This is a genomic window from Arthrobacter sp. 01N444 (genome assembly GCF_056399305.1).
The window spans coordinates 51987-68226 of the sequence record NZ_JBFTRB010000018.1 but is presented as its reverse complement, the minus strand read 5'-3'; the positions used below and the strand labels follow the sequence as shown (position 1 = coordinate 68226).

Annotated in this window: 16 protein-coding genes; 13 read left to right on the top strand and 3 right to left on the bottom strand. The window is 67.3% G+C overall.

What is annotated here, in order from left to right:
• Position 1 precedes the first annotated feature (1 nt).
• From pgsA to AC1DKN_RS17410, 3 genes are all read left to right on the top strand, one after another.
• Positions 2 to 640, top strand: a complete 639-nt coding sequence (pgsA, locus tag AC1DKN_RS17420) for a CDP-diacylglycerol--glycerol-3-phosphate 3-phosphatidyltransferase (RefSeq protein WP_476872019.1) — start codon at positions 2 to 4, stop codon at positions 638 to 640.
• Positions 637 to 1179, top strand: a complete 543-nt coding sequence (locus AC1DKN_RS17415) for a CinA family protein (protein WP_476872018.1) — start codon at positions 637 to 639, stop codon at positions 1177 to 1179. Before pgsA ends, AC1DKN_RS17415 begins: the two co-directional genes overlap by 4 nt.
• A gap of 139 nt (positions 1180 to 1318) precedes the next feature.
• The gene (locus AC1DKN_RS17410; RefSeq protein ID WP_026538316.1) at positions 1319 to 1771 is read left to right on the top strand and encodes a helix-turn-helix domain-containing protein; all 453 of its coding nucleotides are present in this window, start codon (positions 1319 to 1321) and stop codon (positions 1769 to 1771) included.
• 99 nt (positions 1772 to 1870) lie between these two features.
• Here AC1DKN_RS17410 and AC1DKN_RS17405 read toward each other — a convergent pair whose 3' ends face one another.
• Positions 1871 to 2380 carry a MarR family winged helix-turn-helix transcriptional regulator gene (locus tag AC1DKN_RS17405; RefSeq protein WP_223913991.1) on the bottom strand — a complete coding sequence of 170 codons (510 nt, stop codon included), beginning with the start codon at positions 2378 to 2380 and terminating at the stop codon, positions 1871 to 1873.
• A 41-nt stretch (positions 2381 to 2421) separates the two neighbouring features.
• Here AC1DKN_RS17405 and AC1DKN_RS17400 point away from each other — a divergent pair, with 41 nt between their 5' ends.
• From AC1DKN_RS17400 to dapF, 6 genes are all read left to right on the top strand, one after another.
• Entirely contained in the window at positions 2422 to 2658 is a 237-nt protein-coding gene (locus AC1DKN_RS17400) for a DUF3046 domain-containing protein (RefSeq protein ID WP_476856426.1), read from the top strand.
• A gap of 222 nt (positions 2659 to 2880) precedes the next feature.
• Positions 2881 to 3933 carry a recombinase RecA gene (gene recA, locus AC1DKN_RS17395; RefSeq protein WP_018774457.1) on the top strand — a complete coding sequence of 351 codons (1053 nt, stop codon included), beginning with the start codon at positions 2881 to 2883 and terminating at the stop codon, positions 3931 to 3933.
• Positions 3920 to 4555: a regulatory protein RecX gene (locus tag AC1DKN_RS17390; protein WP_476872017.1), complete on the top strand. Its 636-nt coding sequence runs from the start codon at positions 3920 to 3922 to the stop codon at positions 4553 to 4555. Before recA ends, AC1DKN_RS17390 begins: the two co-directional genes overlap by 14 nt.
• A 214-nt stretch (positions 4556 to 4769) precedes the next feature.
• Complete coding sequence (gene miaB, locus AC1DKN_RS17385; protein WP_476872033.1) at positions 4770 to 6245, top strand: tRNA (N6-isopentenyl adenosine(37)-C2)-methylthiotransferase MiaB; 1476 nt, start codon at positions 4770 to 4772, stop codon at positions 6243 to 6245.
• A gap of 169 nt (positions 6246 to 6414) precedes the next feature.
• Positions 6415 to 7320, top strand: a complete 906-nt coding sequence (miaA, locus tag AC1DKN_RS17380; RefSeq protein ID WP_476856517.1) for a tRNA (adenosine(37)-N6)-dimethylallyltransferase MiaA — start codon at positions 6415 to 6417, stop codon at positions 7318 to 7320.
• Between the two features lie 51 nt (positions 7321 to 7371).
• Positions 7372 to 8325 (top strand): diaminopimelate epimerase, encoded by a 954-nt coding sequence (gene dapF, locus AC1DKN_RS17375; RefSeq protein WP_028277231.1) that lies wholly within the window; start codon positions 7372 to 7374, stop codon positions 8323 to 8325.
• Here dapF and AC1DKN_RS17370 read toward each other — a convergent pair.
• Positions 8306 to 8920 carry a class I SAM-dependent methyltransferase gene (locus AC1DKN_RS17370; protein ID WP_230008613.1) on the bottom strand — a complete coding sequence of 205 codons (615 nt, stop codon included), beginning with the start codon at positions 8918 to 8920 and terminating at the stop codon, positions 8306 to 8308. The genes dapF and AC1DKN_RS17370 overlap by 20 nt on opposite strands.
• 572 nt (positions 8921 to 9492) lie before the next feature.
• On the opposite strand from AC1DKN_RS17370, the gene hflX reads away from it, so the two are divergent.
• Both hflX and AC1DKN_RS17360 read left to right on the top strand, forming a co-directional pair.
• Positions 9493 to 11091 (top strand): GTPase HflX, encoded by a 1599-nt coding sequence (gene hflX / locus AC1DKN_RS17365; protein ID WP_223913986.1) that lies wholly within the window; start codon positions 9493 to 9495, stop codon positions 11089 to 11091.
• Positions 11084 to 13219, top strand: a complete 2136-nt coding sequence (locus AC1DKN_RS17360; RefSeq protein ID WP_476872016.1) for an ATP-dependent DNA helicase — start codon at positions 11084 to 11086, stop codon at positions 13217 to 13219. Before hflX ends, AC1DKN_RS17360 begins: the two co-directional genes overlap by 8 nt.
• 112 nt (positions 13220 to 13331) lie before the next feature.
• On the opposite strand, the gene lexA is transcribed toward AC1DKN_RS17360, so the two are convergent.
• Positions 13332 to 14081 carry a transcriptional repressor LexA gene (gene lexA, locus AC1DKN_RS17355; protein ID WP_230008558.1) on the bottom strand — a complete coding sequence of 250 codons (750 nt, stop codon included), beginning with the start codon at positions 14079 to 14081 and terminating at the stop codon, positions 13332 to 13334.
• A gap of 532 nt (positions 14082 to 14613) precedes the next feature.
• Between lexA and AC1DKN_RS17350 the strand changes: the two genes are divergently transcribed.
• A complete protein-coding gene (locus AC1DKN_RS17350; protein WP_374208258.1) occupies positions 14614 to 15018 on the top strand; it encodes a LysM peptidoglycan-binding domain-containing protein in 405 nt (134 codons plus the stop codon).
• Between the two features lie 68 nt (positions 15019 to 15086).
• Entirely contained in the window at positions 15087 to 16205 is a 1119-nt protein-coding gene (locus tag AC1DKN_RS17345) for a histidinol-phosphate transaminase (RefSeq protein WP_476872015.1), read from the top strand.
• Positions 16206 to 16240 lie beyond the last annotated feature (35 nt).

The following is a 16240-nucleotide window of genomic DNA, read 5'->3' as shown; positions in this document are numbered from 1 at the left end:
GGTGAATAGCGCCGAAGCCAACGCCGGATCCGCCTCGGAGATCTGGAACCTGCCGAATGTCCTCACGATGCTGCGGATAGTGCTGGTGCCGTTCTTCGTCTGGTTCCTCCTCCTCGACGCGCCGGGGCTGCAGGCCCAGAACGGCGTCTGGCGCTGGGCGGCCGCCTTCGTTTTCGCGGTGGCCATCTACACGGACAAGCTCGACGGCGACATCGCCCGGTCCCGCGGCCTCGTCACCGACTTTGGCAAGATTGCCGACCCGATCGCCGACAAGCTCCTGATCGGTTCCGCGCTGGTCATGCTCTCCTTGCTCCAGGAACTGCCCTGGTGGGTCACCATCCTGATCCTGGTCCGGGAGTGGGGCATCACCGCCCTGCGTTTCTTCGTCATCCGCTACGGCGTTATCCCGGCCTCGCGCGGAGGCAAGCTCAAGACGGTGGTGCAGACGGCGGCCATCTTCCTCTACGTCCTTCCGTTGGCATCCCTCGCCCCGTGGCTGGGCGTTGTGGCGTTCATCGTGATGATGGCCGCCTTGGCCATCACCCTGTGGACCGGCGGCGAATACGTCATTGAGGCGCTCAAACTGCGGGCGGCCGGCATCAAGGCAGAGAAACAACGTTCAAGGGAGAACAAGCCATGAACCAGTCGGACTCCGTTCCTCACCCCAACCTGCACCCCAATCTGCATCCCAATCTGCACCGACTGGCGGAGCAGGCCGTCACCGGCGCCCTCGGCCGCGGCCTGACCGCCGCCACCGCCGAATCCCTCACCGCCGGGATGGTCACCGCCGTGCTGGCCGACACGCCCGGCGCCTCCGGGATGCTGCAGGGCGGCGTGGTGTCCTATGCCAACAGGGTCAAGTCCGACGTCCTCGGCGTCCCCGCTGAGCTGCTCGACGCCGTCGGCTCCGTGGACGGCCAGGTAGCCGCAGCCATGGCCGACGGGGCGCGCCGCATCTGCGGCGCCGATATCGGCGTGTCCACTACCGGCGTGGCCGGTCCCGAACCGCACGACGGCAAAGCGGTGGGCACGGTCTTTGTCGGCATCGCCACGGCGGAAGGATCGACGTCGTACCCCTATTCCTTTGACGGCAGCCGCGCCGAGATCCGCGCACTTGCGTGCGGCGCCGCGCTGGAACGTCTGCTGGAGGCCCTATCTTCCGAAGGCTACCGGGCGTAAAGTTGCCGGGAACAAAAGTTGATTCCGAATAGTTGTTACATTGTGTCGCTTCCAAATGAGGGAGGCGCCTAGGATGAAAACATCAGCAGAGTCCGCCCCCACCGGCGGACTCGACAGTACGAGGAGCAAGGCGATACAGATGGTAAAGCAGCCCGTATCCGTAAACGGCGTTGTCCGCTGGAAGGATGTGGGCCTCGCCGATCAGGCCAAGAGCGAACAGAAGGAGCGCAAGATGGTTGTACTACGTCACGAAATCGGTGATGTCCTGCGCGATGTCCGCCAGCGCCAGGGCCGTACGCTCCGCGAAGTCTCGCACAGTGCCCGCGTTTCCCTGGGCTACCTGAGCGAAGTGGAACGCGGCCAGAAGGAAGCCTCCTCGGAGTTGCTCTCCTCGATCTGCTCGGCCCTCGATGTTCCGCTTTCGAGCATGCTCCGCGAAGTCAGCGACCGCGTCGCGGTCGCCGAGGGCGTCGCGGTTCCGGACACCGTTCCCCAGGAGTTCGCGCAGCGCTATGGCCGCGACCTCGACCGGGAACTGAACTCCGATCTCACCGACGAGCTGGCCAAGGGCCTCCTTTCCGGGGCGCGCTAGCAGCCAGCTCACCTAAGACCTAAGACACAAAAGAGGACCTCCGGCCCAGGCCGGAGGTCCTTTGTCGTGCTTCGGTGACCAGGGTTCCCGGTGGGGGAGTCAGGCGGGCTCGTCCCGGGGGAAACCGTCGCGCTCGTAGGTGGCATTGAGCTTGGCCATGTACATGGCCAAAGCCTGCAGATCCTCGGCCGGCCATTCCGCCAGGCGTTCCCGGAACACCTCACGCCGTGCGTCCTGGACCTGGTGCATCCTTTCCTCGCCTTCGGATGTCAGCCGGATGGCCTGCGCCCGGCCGTCCAGCGGGTCAGCCTCCTTCGACACCAGCCCGAGGCCCTCGAGGAAGGCGATCTGCCGGCTCACCGATGGCTTGCCGACGCCGATGCAGGAGGCTAGGTCGGTCAGCCGGATGGGGCCCTGCTGGCGGATCACGCTGAGCAGGCCGTAGGCGGCGGGTTCCATGTCCGGGTGGACCTGGCGCGAGAGCTGGTGGGAAATCGACCGGCCCCGGCGCCAGAGCAGGCTCAGCTGGTTCTCGACGGCGTCCAGGGCGGCGTCCGCGCCGGCGGTATCGGGAGCGGGATCTCCCGCGGACTCAGTTGGGTTGCTCATGGCAACCATTCTAGAGTCCCCGGCCGTGAGAGACTTTACTCGTGCGAATCAGTGACTTTTGGCGGCTTATGGACGACGAGTTCGGCGCGGGATACTCCCGCGTCCTGAGCAGTTCGCTGGTCCTGGCCGGGGTCGGAGGCCGCACCGCGGACCAGGCGCTCGGCGCCGGAGTTCCGCCGCGCCAGGTGTGGCTTGCCATGTGCGACGTCCAGGACGTTCCGCCGGAACGCCGCCTGGGCCGCGACGTCAAACCCCGTGACACCACCGGGCCCCGCTGACGCCTGCGTCGTCGCGCTGACGCCAGCCGAGCTCCGCTGACGCCTGACACGCCGTCCGCTTGTTCGAATATCTGTTCGGATAGCGATATGCTTTTTTTCAGACCGTTTTCCACATAAGTGGTTCTCCCGACAACTTTGTCGGAGGGTGCCAGTAGCGTCAGTGATGACAGACAAAGGCCTCCACGGCCACTCCACAGCGAGAAAGTATTAGAGGTGTGAATCATGGCCGCAGCCCCGGATCGCCAGAAGGCGCTCGACGCAGCGCTTGCCCAGATTGACAAGCAGTTCGGCAAAGGCTCGGTCATGCGCCTCGGCGATGAAGTCCGTGCGCCCATCGAAGTCATCCCGACCGGGTCCATCGCACTGGACGTCGCCCTGGGAATTGGCGGCCTGCCCCGCGGCCGCGTCGTGGAAATCTACGGTCCGGAATCCTCCGGTAAGACCACGGTCGCGCTGCACGCGGTTGCCAATGCCCAGCGCCAGGGCGGCATTGCCGCCTTCATCGACGCCGAGCACGCCCTCGATCCGGAATACGCCGCCAAGCTGGGCGTCGACACCGACGCGCTCCTGGTCTCCCAGCCGGACACCGGCGAGCAGGCGCTGGAAATCATGGACATGCTTATCGGATCCGGCTCCCTTGACGTCATAGTCATCGACTCCGTGGCCGCCCTCGTTCCCCGCGCGGAAATCGAAGGCGACATGGGCGACAGCCACGTGGGCCTGCAGGCCCGCCTGATGAGCCAGGCCCTGCGTAAGATCACCGGCCGCCTGAGCCAGACGAAGACCACGGCCATCTTCATCAACCAGCTGCGTGAAAAGATCGGTGTCTTCTTCGGCTCCCCGGAAACCACCACCGGTGGTAAGGCGCTGAAGTTCTATGCCTCCATCCGCATCGACGTCCGCCGCATCCAGACCCTGAAAGAGGGCGCCGATTCCGTCGGCAACCGCACCAAGGCCAAAATCGTCAAGAACAAGATGGCCCCGCCCTTCAAGATCGCCGAGTTCGACATCATCTACGGCCAGGGCATTTCCCGTGAGGGCGGCATCATCGACATGGGTGTCGAGCACGGCCTGATCAAGAAGTCGGGCTCCTGGTTCACCTACGATGGCGACCAGCTGGGCCAGGGCATGGAGAACTCCCGCCGCTTCCTGCGCGACAACCCGGAGCTGGCGGCCGAACTCGAGCGCCTGATCAAGGAAAAGCTCGGCGTTGGCGTCAAGGCCCCGGCTGAGACCGAAGAATCTCCGAAGCTGAAGGCCGTTGACGGCTTCTAACAGCCGGCGGCGCAAAGGGGCAGGATTTCCATCACGGAATCCTGCCCCCGGCTTTGCCGGCCCGGATCAGCCGGCGGACCGCACCGATGGCGCGGATTCGCCGGCCGGGCAGGACCGGGACGCGGACCCCGCGGCGGTGGCGCGTGCCATCGTGCTGCGGCAGCTGACGAATTCGCCCAAGAGCCGGCTGCAGCTCTCGCGCAAGCTGGCCGAGCGCAACGTCCCTGAGGACGTCGCGGAGGCCGTGCTGGACCGCTTCGAGGAAGTGCGGCTGGTTGACGACGCCGAGTTCGCCGACATGTGGGTCCGCAGCAGGTCCCAGACGCGCAAGCTCGCCAAAGGCGCCTTGCGGCGCGAACTTGCGGACAAGGGCATCGACCCGGAGATCGCTGCCGGTGCACTGGCCCAGCTCAGCGACGCCGACGAGGAAACGGCCGCCCGGGAGCTCGTGGAGCGCAAGCTGCGGGGATTCACCGGCGACGAAGACCGGGCCGAACGCGACAAAGTTACGCGCCGCCTCGCGTCAATGCTGGCCCGCAAGGGATACCAGCCGTCGCTCGCCTTCCGGGTGGTGGGTGAGGTGCTCGATGCCGCCGCCGGCCAAGCGGGGGACGGGGATTAGGACCGCCGGGCCGGGGTCTGCGCTGGCCCAGCCGCTGCCCACTACCCTTACCCGTTACCCTTAACAGGTGAGTTTTACCATTCCCTCCCCAACGGCCGGCACGACTTCTCCGACAGCGCCACCGGCGGTGCAGCCGGCAGGGCCCCAGACATTCGGTGCGGACCCCGTTTCCGCACCGGAAAGTCCCGCCCCGGCCCAGCCCCGCACCTACCAGGTGCGCACTTTCGGCTGCCAGATGAACGTGCACGATTCCGAGCGGATGGCCGGCATGCTGGAAGCCGCAGGCTACGTCCCCTCCTCCGGCGAGCTGGCCGACGTCGTGGTCTTCAACACCTGCGCGGTCCGGGAAAACGCCGACAACAAGCTGTACGGCAACCTCGGCATCCTCGCCCCGGTCAAGGCAGCCAACCCGGGCATGCAGATCGCCGTCGGCGGCTGTCTCGCGCAAAAAGACCGCGAGACCATCCTCAAGAAGGCCCCGTGGGTGGATGCCGTGTTCGGCACCCACAATGTCGGTGCCCTGCCGGCGCTGCTGGACCGGGCCCGCCACAACAATGAGGCCCAGCTGGAGATCCTCGAATCGCTGGACGTCTTTCCGTCCACCCTCCCCACCAAGCGGGACTCCGTCTACTCGGGCTGGGTATCGATCTCGGTGGGCTGCAACAACACCTGCACCTTCTGCATCGTCCCGGCCCTGCGGGGCAAGGAAAAGGACCGCCGCCCCGGCGAGATCCTGGCCGAAATCCAGGCGCTCGTGGACGACGGTGCCATCGAGGTAACCCTGCTGGGCCAGAACGTGAACTCCTACGGCGTCGAATTCGGCGACCGGCAGGCCTTCTCCAAGCTCCTGCGCGCGTGCGGCGACATCCCGGGCCTGGAGCGGGTCCGGTTCACCAGCCCGCACCCGGCCGCCTTTACCGACGACGTCATCGACGCCATGGCCGAGACGCCCAACGTCATGCCGCAGCTGCACATGCCCCTGCAGTCCGGCTCGGACAAGGTCCTCAAGGACATGAAGCGGTCCTACCGCTCGACCAAGTTCCTCGGCATCCTGGACAAGGTCCGCGAGAAGATCCCGCACGCCGCCATCTCCACCGACATCATCGTCGGGTTCCCCGGCGAGACCGAGGAGGACTTCCAGGCCACGCTCGACGTCGTGGCGAAGTCCCGGTTCGCCACCGCCTTCACCTTCCAGTACTCCAAGCGGCCGGGCACGCCCGCCGCGGACCTGCCGGACCAGCTGCCCAAGGCCGTGGTCCAGGAACGCTTCGAACGCCTCACGGCCCTGCAGGACCGGATTGCCGCCGAGGAAAACGCCCGGCAGCTTGGCCGCCGCGTCGAGGTCATGGTGACGGCCCAGTCGGGCCGTAAGGCTGGGGAAACCCACCGCCTCTCCGGCCGGTCCCAGGACCAGCGGCTGGTGCACTTCTCCGTGCCCGCCGGAGCCGAAGTGCCCCGGCCCGGCGATCTGGTGACTGTCACCATCACAGAGGCGGCGGCGTTCCACCTCGTCTCCGACCCCGCCTCGGCCGAGGACTACAGCCTGCGCCGGTCCCGTGCCGGCGATGCCTGGGACCGGTCGCAGGCAGATTCCTGCGGCGCCCCGGCCAGCCCGGCGGGCAAGACCAGCGCGTCGGGCACCTCCGGCGTGTCGCTGGGCATGCCCAGCCTCCCGGTCCGCGGCCGTTAGCGCCGTGCCCGGCCCGCAGGGCGCTCCCCGGAACGAAGCAGTCCAGAACCCAGCAGCCCGCGCCACGGCGGTCGAGGACACAGCCCAGGCCTTGGCGGTCGAGGGCACTGCCCAGAAGGACGCTGCCCAAAATGCGGCGGCGCAGGGGGCACGGCCGGCCGCGCCGCCGGTGATCGCCGTCGTCGGGCCGACGGGATCCGGCAAATCAGACCTGGCCGTTTCCCTCGCCCTTGAGCTCGACGGTGAAGTCATCAACGCCGACTCGATGCAGTTCTACCGCGGCATGGATATCGGCACCGCCAAGATCACCGAGGCGGAGCGCCGCGGTGTGCCGCATCACCTGCTGGACATTCTGGACGTGACCGAGGAAGCGAGCGTCTCGGACTTCCAGCAGCAGGCCCGGGCGTTGATCGCCGACATCCACGGCCGGGGTAAGCGCGCCATCCTGGCCGGCGGCTCCGGACTCTACGTCCGCGGCGCCCTCGACGTCCTGGAATTCCCCGGCACGGATCCGGAGATCCGCGGCCGGCTCGAGGCGGAACTGGCTACCGCGGGCCCCGCGCCCCTGCGGCAACGGCTCGAGGCAGTGGACCCCGTCTCCGCGGGCAGGCTCGGCGATGAGCGCAGGATCATCCGCGCCCTGGAAGTCTTCGAGCTCACCGGGCGGCCATTCAGCTCCTTCATGCCGGCCCGCCAATACTTCCAGCCTGCCATCCAGATCGGACTCGAGGTGGACCGGGAACTGCTCCGGCAGCGCCTGGCCGACCGGGTCCACGCGATGGTGGACCGGGGGCTCCTGGACGAAGTCCGCCGGCTGGACGCAGCAGGGCTCCGCAGCGGCCGGACCGCGCCGCGGGCCCTCGGCTACGCCCAGTTCCTCCGGGTGCTCGACGGTGCCTCCAGCGTGGAGCAGGCCGCGGACGAAACCATCATCGCCACCCGGCAGTTCGCGCGCCGCCAGCTGACCTGGTTCCGTGCGGATCCCCGGGTCACCTGGCTGGGCTGGCACGATCCTGACCTCGTGGCCGAGGCCGCCGGCCTCTGCCGGGCGACGCCGGTTCTGCCTCCGGCGTAGCGCTTGGGTCACGGTGCCGGAGCGGTCGGGGCGGAACGGTAACCTTGGAGCATGGACGAATCCCAAGCCGTAGCCGCTGACCGTACTGCCGGCGATACCGCCCCGCTGAGCGGCCTGAAGTTTTCCAAAGGCCACGGAACGGGCAACGACTTTGTCCTGATCGCAGACCCCAACGGCGCGCTCGAGTTGAGCCCGGAGCACGTCGCGGCGCTCTGTGACCGGCACCGTGGCATCGGCGGCGACGGCCTGATCCGGGCCGTGCCTTCCCGGCTCCTGCCCGAGGGGCAGCAATTGCTGACCGCGCACCCCGATGCCGAGTGGTTCATGGACTACCGCAACGGCGACGGCTCGCTCTCTGAGATGTGCGGAAACGGAGTCCGCGTCTTTGTGCACTTCCTCATCGCCGAAGGCCTCGTGGACCTGCCGGCCGGCGAATCGCTCGTCATTGGAACCCGGGGCGGTGCCAAGACGATCGTCCGGACGGCTGCGGGCTACGCCGTGGACATGGGCCCCTGGGAATTCATTTTCCCGGGCGAGGCGACCGCGCGGGCCATGGACTCGCTGGTCAGCGCCGACGGGCTCGAAGTCGCACGGCCCGCCCTCTCCGTCAGCATGGGCAACCCGCACACTGTCGTGGCCCTGGCCGAAACAGCCGAACTGGAGGCCACGCAGCTGTTCACGGCCCCCCGGGTGGACCCGACGCCGCCGCACGGCACCAACGTCGAATTCGTTGTGCCCTCCGAACCACTGGTCCACGACGGCACCGGCACCATCACCATGCGGGTCCACGAGCGCGGAGTGGGGGAGACCCAGTCATGCGGCACGGGCGCCTGCGCCGCCGCCGTCGCGATTCGCCACTGGGCCGGCCAGGGCGCACCGGACGCGTGGAACGTCCACGTCCCCGGCGGCGTCGTCGGCGTGAAATTCTTCCTGGGCCCGGAGGGGCACGAACACGTCGAACTCAGCGGCCCGGCCGTGATCGTCGCTAGCGGGACGCTTTCCTGATTCGAAGGATCCGGAACGACTTCGACGTGCTCTCCCGGGTCACGCTGAAGCTGGCGTCGAGCTCCGCCGAGAGCCAGCGCTGCAGCGAGTCCGAGCCGAGGTTCTTCTGGACCACGAGCCAGGCCGATCCGCCCGGCGCCAGCCTGGGAATCCACAGGCGCAGGAGGGCATGAAGCTCATCCTTGCCGATCCTGATCGGCGGGTTGGACCAGATGGTGTCAAAGCGCAGGTCGGGGTCCACGGCGTCCGGCGTGCTGGCGGATACGTTGTGCAGCCCCAACAGCCCGGCGTTTTCATTGGTCAGGGTCACGCAGCGTTCGTTCACGTCCACCGCGTAGACCTGGGCGTGCGGTGCCCGCAGGGCCATGGTCAGGGCGATCGGTCCCCAGCCGCAGCCGATATCCAGCAGGTTGCCCTGCGGCGACGGCGCCGGGACGTCGGCCAGCAGCACGGCCGTTCCCTTGTCGATCCCGTCCGGGCTGAAGATCCCCGAGGACGTCTGCAGCCGGCGCGTCTCACCGGCAAGATCCACAGTGAGCGGCTTACGGGTAAAGGGCCCGGCCGGCTGGGCGCTGAAATAGTGTGCAGACTCCATAATGGGCCAGATTAGTTCGCGGCCAGCCCGTATGGGAAACCGGGTGGGAGCGCCAGCGTCTGCTACGCTACAAAACATGATCTTGATCTCCAAGTAGCCGGCACGGGTCCCGTCCCGTCCTTGTCAGGGACGCCGAGGGACTCCGTAGCGATGCAGGTAAACGCCTTCCGCTGAGTGCGCCATTGCAGGGGTGAGTTTTCTCACCCGCGGGCGCCCGCACCACTTGGAATCCAGCCATTTCCCAGGCACCGTGTTTTGCTGGCACAGTTTTCGAGCACCCTGCTCCCTGGCCCGCTCCCGGGCCCGGCGTGGCGGAGGCACCTACCTCAACGTGTTTGCACCGGCACCGGCACCGCCCACACAGCCAGTGTCCCCGCAGCCAGGCGCCGTAGCCGCCTCTACCGTCCCCAGCCACCGCTCCGCACAGAGCCAGCCCCGCCCCGGCGCCGTTGCCGTTGCCGCAGGCATTCCAGGAGGCCCGCATGACCCCCCGCCGTCAGCCCAGCGCGAATACCGCCCCACAGAGCAACAATCGGCACTATTCTGAAAGTGCCGAACCTTTAAAGGAGACCATGACCAGCCACCCCAACACCGGACCCGATTCAGCAGCCCAGGACATGAGCCCTGAAGAGATTCAAGCTGTAATCGACCGGATCCTTTCCAAGGACACCCCCGCCCCAGGCCGCGGCGGCGGCACCGGCCATGGCACCGCCGCCGGTGCTGGCACCAGCAGCCCGACGTCGGTGCTCGGCAAGGCGCAGGCCATCTCCCGCCTGGACGAGGTGTACACCAACTTCGACGGCGACCAGCAGGACCTTGAGGAACGGCACGCACTGCGCCGCAAGGCCGGCCTGTCCACCGAGCTCGAAGACGTCACCGAGGTCGAATACCGGCAGTTGCGCCTTGAGCGCGTCGTCCTGGCCGGCCTCTGGACCGAGGGCACCCTCGCGGACGCGGAGAACTCCCTGCGTGAACTTGCCGCCCTCGCTGAGACGGCCGGCTCCGAGGTCCTCGACGGGCTCGTCCAGCGGCGTGCCAAGCCCGATCCCGGGACTTTCCTAGGCTCCGGCAAGGCACAGGAGCTGAAAGCCATCGTGATGTCCACCGGCGCCGACACCGTCGTCGTCGACGCCGAATTGGCCCCGTCCCAGCGTCGCGGGCTGGAGGACATCGTCAAGGTCAAGGTCATTGACCGTACAGCGCTGATCCTGGACATCTTCGCCCAGCACGCCAAGAGCCGTGAAGGCAAGGCCCAGGTGGAGCTCGCCCAGCTCGAATACCTGCTCCCGCGCCTGCGCGGCTGGGGTGAATCGATGTCCCGCCAGGCCGGTGGCCAGGTGGGCGGAGCCGGTGCCGGCATGGGCTCGCGTGGTCCCGGTGAGACCAAGATCGAACTGGACCGCCGCCGGATCCGCACCCGGATGGCCAAGCTGCGGCGCGAAATCGCCGCCATGAAGCCTGCCCGGGAAACGAAGCGCGCCAACCGCCGTCGTAATGCCGTGCCCTCTGTCGCCATCGCCGGGTACACCAACGCCGGGAAGTCCTCGCTGCTGAACCGGCTGACCGACGCAGGGGTGCTGGTGGAAAACGCCCTGTTCGCCACCCTGGACCCCACCGTCCGCAAGGCCGAAACCGCTGACGGGCTGGGATACACCCTGGCCGACACCGTGGGCTTTGTCCGTTCCCTGCCCACCCAGCTCGTGGAGGCATTCCGCTCTACGCTGGAAGAGGTCGCCGACTCTGACCTGATCCTGCATGTCGTGGACGTCTCGCACCCGGATCCGGAAGGCCAGATCGCGGCTGTCCGGACGGTCTTCAGCGAAGTCGACGCGCGCAAGGTTCCGGAAATCATTGTCCTGAACAAGGCCGACGCCGCTGACCCGTTCGTGGTCGAACGGCTAAAGCAGCGCGAGCCGCGCCACGTGGTGGTCTCGGCCCGCACCGGCGAAGGCATTCCGGAACTGCTCAAGGCCATCAGCGACGGCATTCCGCGGCCCAGCGTGAAGCTTGAGCTGCTCATCCCGTACAACCGCGGGGATCTGATCAGCAAGCTCCACGAGAGCGACGCCGAGATCCTCAGCCTCGACCACGAGGAAACCGGGACCCGTGCCGTGGTGATGGTGCGTGAAGGACTCGCCGCCGAACTGGATCCCTTCATCAGCAATGACTGAGGCTGCGGTGACCAGGACCGACGCCGATCCAGCTCATGCCGAACCAGCCGACGCCGGGCCGGCCGAAACTGACACCGGCGCCGGTTCGGGTGCCGGCGCGGCCGGCGAGGAGTTTGTTGTTAAGCTGCTCGACCGTGCCGTGTCCGGCATGGGCGGGCAGAGCCGCGATGGCCAGCACGAAATGGCCCGGCAGGTGGCGCGCGCGATAGACAGCGGTGATCACCTGCTGGTCCAGGCCGGCACCGGCACCGGCAAGTCGCTGGCCTACCTGATTCCGCTGATCGCGCATTCGCTGACCAGCAACAAGCCCACGCTGGTCTCCACCGCCACCCTGGCGCTGCAAACGCAGATTGTGGGCCGTGACCTGCCCAGGCTGCTTAAGACCATCACCCCTGCCCTGGAGCGGCCCGTCAAGGTCGCCCTGGTCAAGGGCCGGTCCAACTACGTCTGCCGGCACAAACTCGAGGGCGGCTTCCCGTCCGAAGAACCTTCCGAGGGACAGCTGTTTTCCCTCGGCGAGGACACGTCCGTGCCGCACTTCGCCGCCGCACTTGGCGGGCCGTCCTCCCAGCTGGGCAAGGAAGTTGTCCGGCTGCGCGAATGGGCCGAGGAGACCGCCACGGGGGACCGCGACGAGCTCATGCCGGGCGTCACGGACCGGGCCTGGCGCCAGGTCTCGGTCACCTCCATGGAGTGCCTCGGCGCGCAAAAATGCCCGCTCGCGGCCGAATGCTTCAGCGAGCTGGCACGGCAGAACGCCGCCGATGCCGACGTCGTGGTCACCAACCACGCCATGCTCGCCGTCAGTGCCTTCGAAGGCCTGGCGGTGCTGCCCGAGTACGACGTCGTCGTGGTGGATGAAGCACACGAACTTCAGGACCGCGTCACGGGCGCGGTCTCGGGCCAGCTCTCCGTGGCGATGGTGCACGCCGCCGCGTCCGGGGCCCGGAAGCACACGGGCATCACCGTGGATGCGCTGAACAATGCCGCCGCCCACCTGGAGCTCGCCATCGATGGCGTCCCCAGCGGGCTGATGCCCAACGGCCTGAACAGCGAGCAGCTGGACTGCATCGACCAGCTGCGCGACGCCTGCCGCGCCGCCCTTTCCGATTCCAAGGGGGACAGCTCCGTGTCGGCGGACGGCGGACGGCAGCTGGCCCGCTCGCGCCTCATGGTCATCCTGGAGCTCTGTGAACGCCTCCTGGCCGCGCGCGAAAACCGCGAAGTCGTGTGGTTCTCCCGCAACAGCAGCTTCGACCCGGCGCAGGGCTACTCCCAGCCGGACGAGAGCGCGCCGGCGTTGATCAATGTTGCCCCGCTGAGCGTCGCAGGGCGCTTGCGCGAGGGCCTGTTCGCGGACCACACCGTCATCCTGACCTCGGCCACACTGGCCATTGGCGCTGCCTTCGAACCCGCCGCCGGCGGCCTGGGCCTGGTTGGCAACGGCGCCCCGAGCTGGACCGGCGTCGACGTCGGCTCCCCGTTCGACTACCCGAAGCAGGGCATCCTCTACGTAGCCCGGCACCTGCCCAAACCCGGCCGCGGAACGTCCCCCGAGGCCCTGGACGAACTCGAGAAGCTGATCCGCGCCTCCGGCGGAGGCGCCCTGTGCCTGTTCTCCTCGCGGCGCGCCGCAGAGGAAGCAGCCGAGGCCATGCGGCCCCGGGTGGGCCTCAGCATCCTGTGCCAGGGGGAGTCGACCATGACGGCGCTCGTGCGGCAGTTTGCCGACGAACCTGACACGTGTTTGTTCGGAACCATGTCCCTCTGGCAGGGCGTCGACGTCCCTGGCGTGTCCTGCCGGCTGGTGGTCATCGACCGGATTCCCTTCCCGCGGCCGGACGACCCGCTGATGACGGCACGTTCGCGGGCCGTGGCCCAGGCCGGCGGCAATGGCTTCATGGCCGTCTCGGCCACGCACGCCGCCATCCGCCTCGCGCAGGGCGCCGGACGGCTGATCCGCTCGACCTCGGATAAGGGCGTGGTGGCAGTGCTGGATTCGCGGCTCTCCACGGAGCGTTACGGCGGCTTCCTGCGCGCCGCGCTGCCGCCGTTCTGGCCCACCACCGATTCATCGATTGCCATGGCAGCCCTGAAGCGCCTGGCGAAAGACTCCGCGAAAGCTTAAGTCCCAAACCGGGGCCGTCACCCTGCGCCGGAAATCCGCCGCGGGGTGGCCGCTCCGAACTGGCAGCATGCCCCGCATGGCTAAGGGGAGCGCAGTTTAGAGCGAGCGCAGTTTAGAGGGAGCGCAGTACCGATACGACCTTGCCCATGATGACGGCGTGGTCGCCCAGGATGGGCTCGTACTGGGTGTTTTGCGGCAACAGCCACGTGTGGCCGTCCCGCTGGCGGAAGGTCTTGACCGTGGCTTCGTCGTCCAGCAGGGCGGCGACGATATCGCCGTTCACGGCATCACCCTGGCGGCGGACAACCACCCAGTCGCCGTCGCAGATGGCGGCGTCGATCATCGAGTCGCCGGCCACCTTGAGCATGAAGAGTTCGCCATGGCCCACGAGTTGGCGGGGCAGCGGCATGACGTCCTCCACCACCTGGTCCGCGAGGATCGGCCCGCCGGCGGCGATGCGTCCGACGAACGGCACCATTGCCGTGTCAGTGGCGCTGGCGAGCTCGGTTACCGACAGGCCGCCGACGGCCCGCAAGGGGCTGGACTTCTCGATACCAGATATCGGTGTGGCCCCCTCGTCCAGGGTCAGCGGCATGAGCACTTCCATGGCCCGGGGCCGCTTCGGATCACGCCGCAGGTAGCCAAGCTTTTCCAGTTGGGAGAGCTGGTGGGTCACGCTCGACAGGCTGGCGAGACCGACGGTGTCTCCGATTTCGCGCATGGACGGCGGGTAGCCCTTGTCCGTGACGGACCGCTGGATGGTCTCCAGGATTTTCTTTTGCCGGACGGTGAGGCTCTTGGGGGCCCGGGCGGGCTGCGGGCTCCGTGGGGTGGCCCTGCCGCCGGTGGCTTGTGCTGCCATGTTCGCCAACGCCTTTCCGTTCCGCCCGGCTGCCGTGGCTGCTGTCACCGGGAACTTCCGGCCTGAAATGTCAGACCCTGCTGATCAACTACGAATGAATTCCCACTGGTAGTTCGAAAGTGGGAGTTCGAAAGTGGTTGTCCTGTCCCTCAAAAATAGGCCAGCCGCAGACCTTTTTCAAACATTTGTTCTAGCGAGTCTCGACATCGTTCGTTAGTAAGTGCTAAAACAGAACTAGCAAGATTCGAATATGTGTTCGATTCCGACGATCTGGGTTCGCAGGCAATGTTCGGTTCTATGTTCGAAGGTTCGGCCGGTTGGCGGCGAGTACGTGAGTACGCCGGGCGGCAACTTATGGTCCAGGAGGGCTCAGTTCATGTCAGTTTCAAGCGCGTTTGACGGCACTAACATTCAGGGCGTCACGACCCGCCACCGTGGTGTTGGTCCGGGTGGCGCAGCGGATCGCCGCAGCATCGGACACGGCAGCATCGGACAAGGCGGCCTCGCCCAAAGTGGTTCCAGTCACGGCAACGTGTACCCGCTCAACGCCAGGCGCCGCGGCTCCGCGCCGTCGCGGGCGCAGCAAGGAGCCGCCGCCGCGGTTTCCGGCGGCCGGACCAAGCAGCCGCCGCTTCGGCTCACCCGGCGCGGACGCTTCGTCTTTTTCGGCGTCCCCCTGATTCTGCTGGCGGCGTTCATCCTGTCCTTCAGCGGATTCCTCAACGCTCCCGCGAAAGCGGCAGATTCCGCAGACCAGCTCTCGGTGACGCCGACCGTATCCGTCACAGTCCAACCGGGGGAGTCCCTCTGGGCCATTGCCGGGTCGGTGGCCCCGGAGCGCGATCCCCGCGATGTTGTGGCCGATATCGTGCAGTTGAACAATCTGGACGCCGCGCGTGTGATGCCGGGCCAGCAACTGTTTGTTCCGTCCAAGTAGCCACCCCCGGGTGCCGTCGCGGGCGTCACAGTTTCAGCGCCCGTCCCGCTACCACTTAAACTGGTCACGTGACTGACCAGCTTGAGCGCCTCAACCGACTGCCCCTCCGAACCAATCTGCGTGGCCTGCGTCCGTATGGCGCGCCGCAGCTGGACGTCCCCATCCTGCTCAACGTCAACGAGAACACCCATGGGGTCCCGGCCGATGTCCGCGCCGCGATTACCGAAGCCGTGAGCGCCGCCGCTGCCGGGCTGAACCGCTATCCGGACCGCGAATTCACCGAATTGCGCGAAGCCCTCGCCGAATACCTTGGCCATGGGCTGGACGCGGAGAACATCTGGGCCGCGAATGGTTCCAACGAAGTCCTTCAGCAAATCCTCCAGGCCTTCGGAGGCCCTGGCCGGACGGCCCTCGGGTTCCCTCCCACGTATTCGATGTACCCGCTGCTGGCCTCCGGCACGGATACGGAGTACGTCGTCGGGGTCCGCGCGTCCGACTATGGGCTCAGCGCGGAATCGGCGGCACAGCAAGTCCGCGAGCTTCAGCCCAACATTGTCTTCCTCTGTTCCCCGAACAACCCGACCGGCACGGGGCTGGGCCTTGATGTGGTCGAGGCCGTTTATGAGGCCGGCGAGGCCAGCCAGACCATCGTGATCGTTGACGAGGCCTATCACGAGTTCGCCCACGACGGCACGCCCAGTGCCCTCACCCTGCTGCCTGGCCGGGAGCGGCTCATCGTCTCGCGCACCATGAGCAAGGCCTTCGCCCTCGCGGGTGCGCGGCTCGGCTACATGGCCGCGGCCCCGGAGGTCGCGGATGCCCTGCGCCTGGTGCGTCTCCCGTACCACCTCTCCGCCATCACCCAGGCTGCGGCCCTGGCTGCCCTGCGCCACCGGGAGGCGCTCATGGCGGACGTCGAGGACATCAAGCGCCAGCGCGACCGGATCGTGTCGGAACTGACGCGGTTGGGCTTGACCCCGGCCGCGTCTGATTCCAACTACGTGTTCTTCGGCGGCCTCGAGAACCCCCATGAGGTTTGGCAGCGCATGCTGGACGCCGGTGTCCTCATCCGCGACGTCGGTATTCCGGGGCACCTGCGCGTCACCGCCGGCACTGAGACAGAAACCACAGCCTTCCTGGAGGCACTTGAACTCATCCTGGCCGGCTCCGCAAAGCCGCAGGCCTAGACTTGGTGGGGAGCCCAATCGTCCCCGCCAGATTG

What these genes read in the sequence shown, in the direction of transcription:
- AC1DKN_RS17410 (WP_026538316.1), top strand. Translation starts at nt 1,319, where the DNA reads ATGGTAAAGCAGCCCGTATCCGTAAACGGCGTTGTCCGCTGGAAGGAT.
- AC1DKN_RS17405 (WP_223913991.1), bottom strand. Translation starts at nt 2,380, where the DNA reads ATGAGCAACCCAACTGAGTCCGCGGGAGATCCCGCTCCCGATACCGCC.
- recA (WP_018774457.1), top strand. Translation starts at nt 2,881, where the DNA reads ATGGCCGCAGCCCCGGATCGCCAGAAGGCGCTCGACGCAGCGCTTGCC.
- AC1DKN_RS17360 (WP_476872016.1), top strand. Translation starts at nt 11,084, where the DNA reads ATGACTGAGGCTGCGGTGACCAGGACCGACGCCGATCCAGCTCATGCC.
- lexA (WP_230008558.1), bottom strand. Translation starts at nt 14,081, where the DNA reads ATGGCAGCACAAGCCACCGGCGGCAGGGCCACCCCACGGAGCCCGCAG.
- hflX (WP_223913986.1), top strand. Translation starts at nt 9,493, where the DNA reads ATGACCAGCCACCCCAACACCGGACCCGATTCAGCAGCCCAGGACATG.
- dapF (WP_028277231.1), top strand. Translation starts at nt 7,372, where the DNA reads ATGGACGAATCCCAAGCCGTAGCCGCTGACCGTACTGCCGGCGATACC.
- AC1DKN_RS17415 (WP_476872018.1), top strand. Translation starts at nt 637, where the DNA reads ATGAACCAGTCGGACTCCGTTCCTCACCCCAACCTGCACCCCAATCTG.
- AC1DKN_RS17370 (WP_230008613.1), bottom strand. Translation starts at nt 8,920, where the DNA reads ATGGAGTCTGCACACTATTTCAGCGCCCAGCCGGCCGGGCCCTTTACC.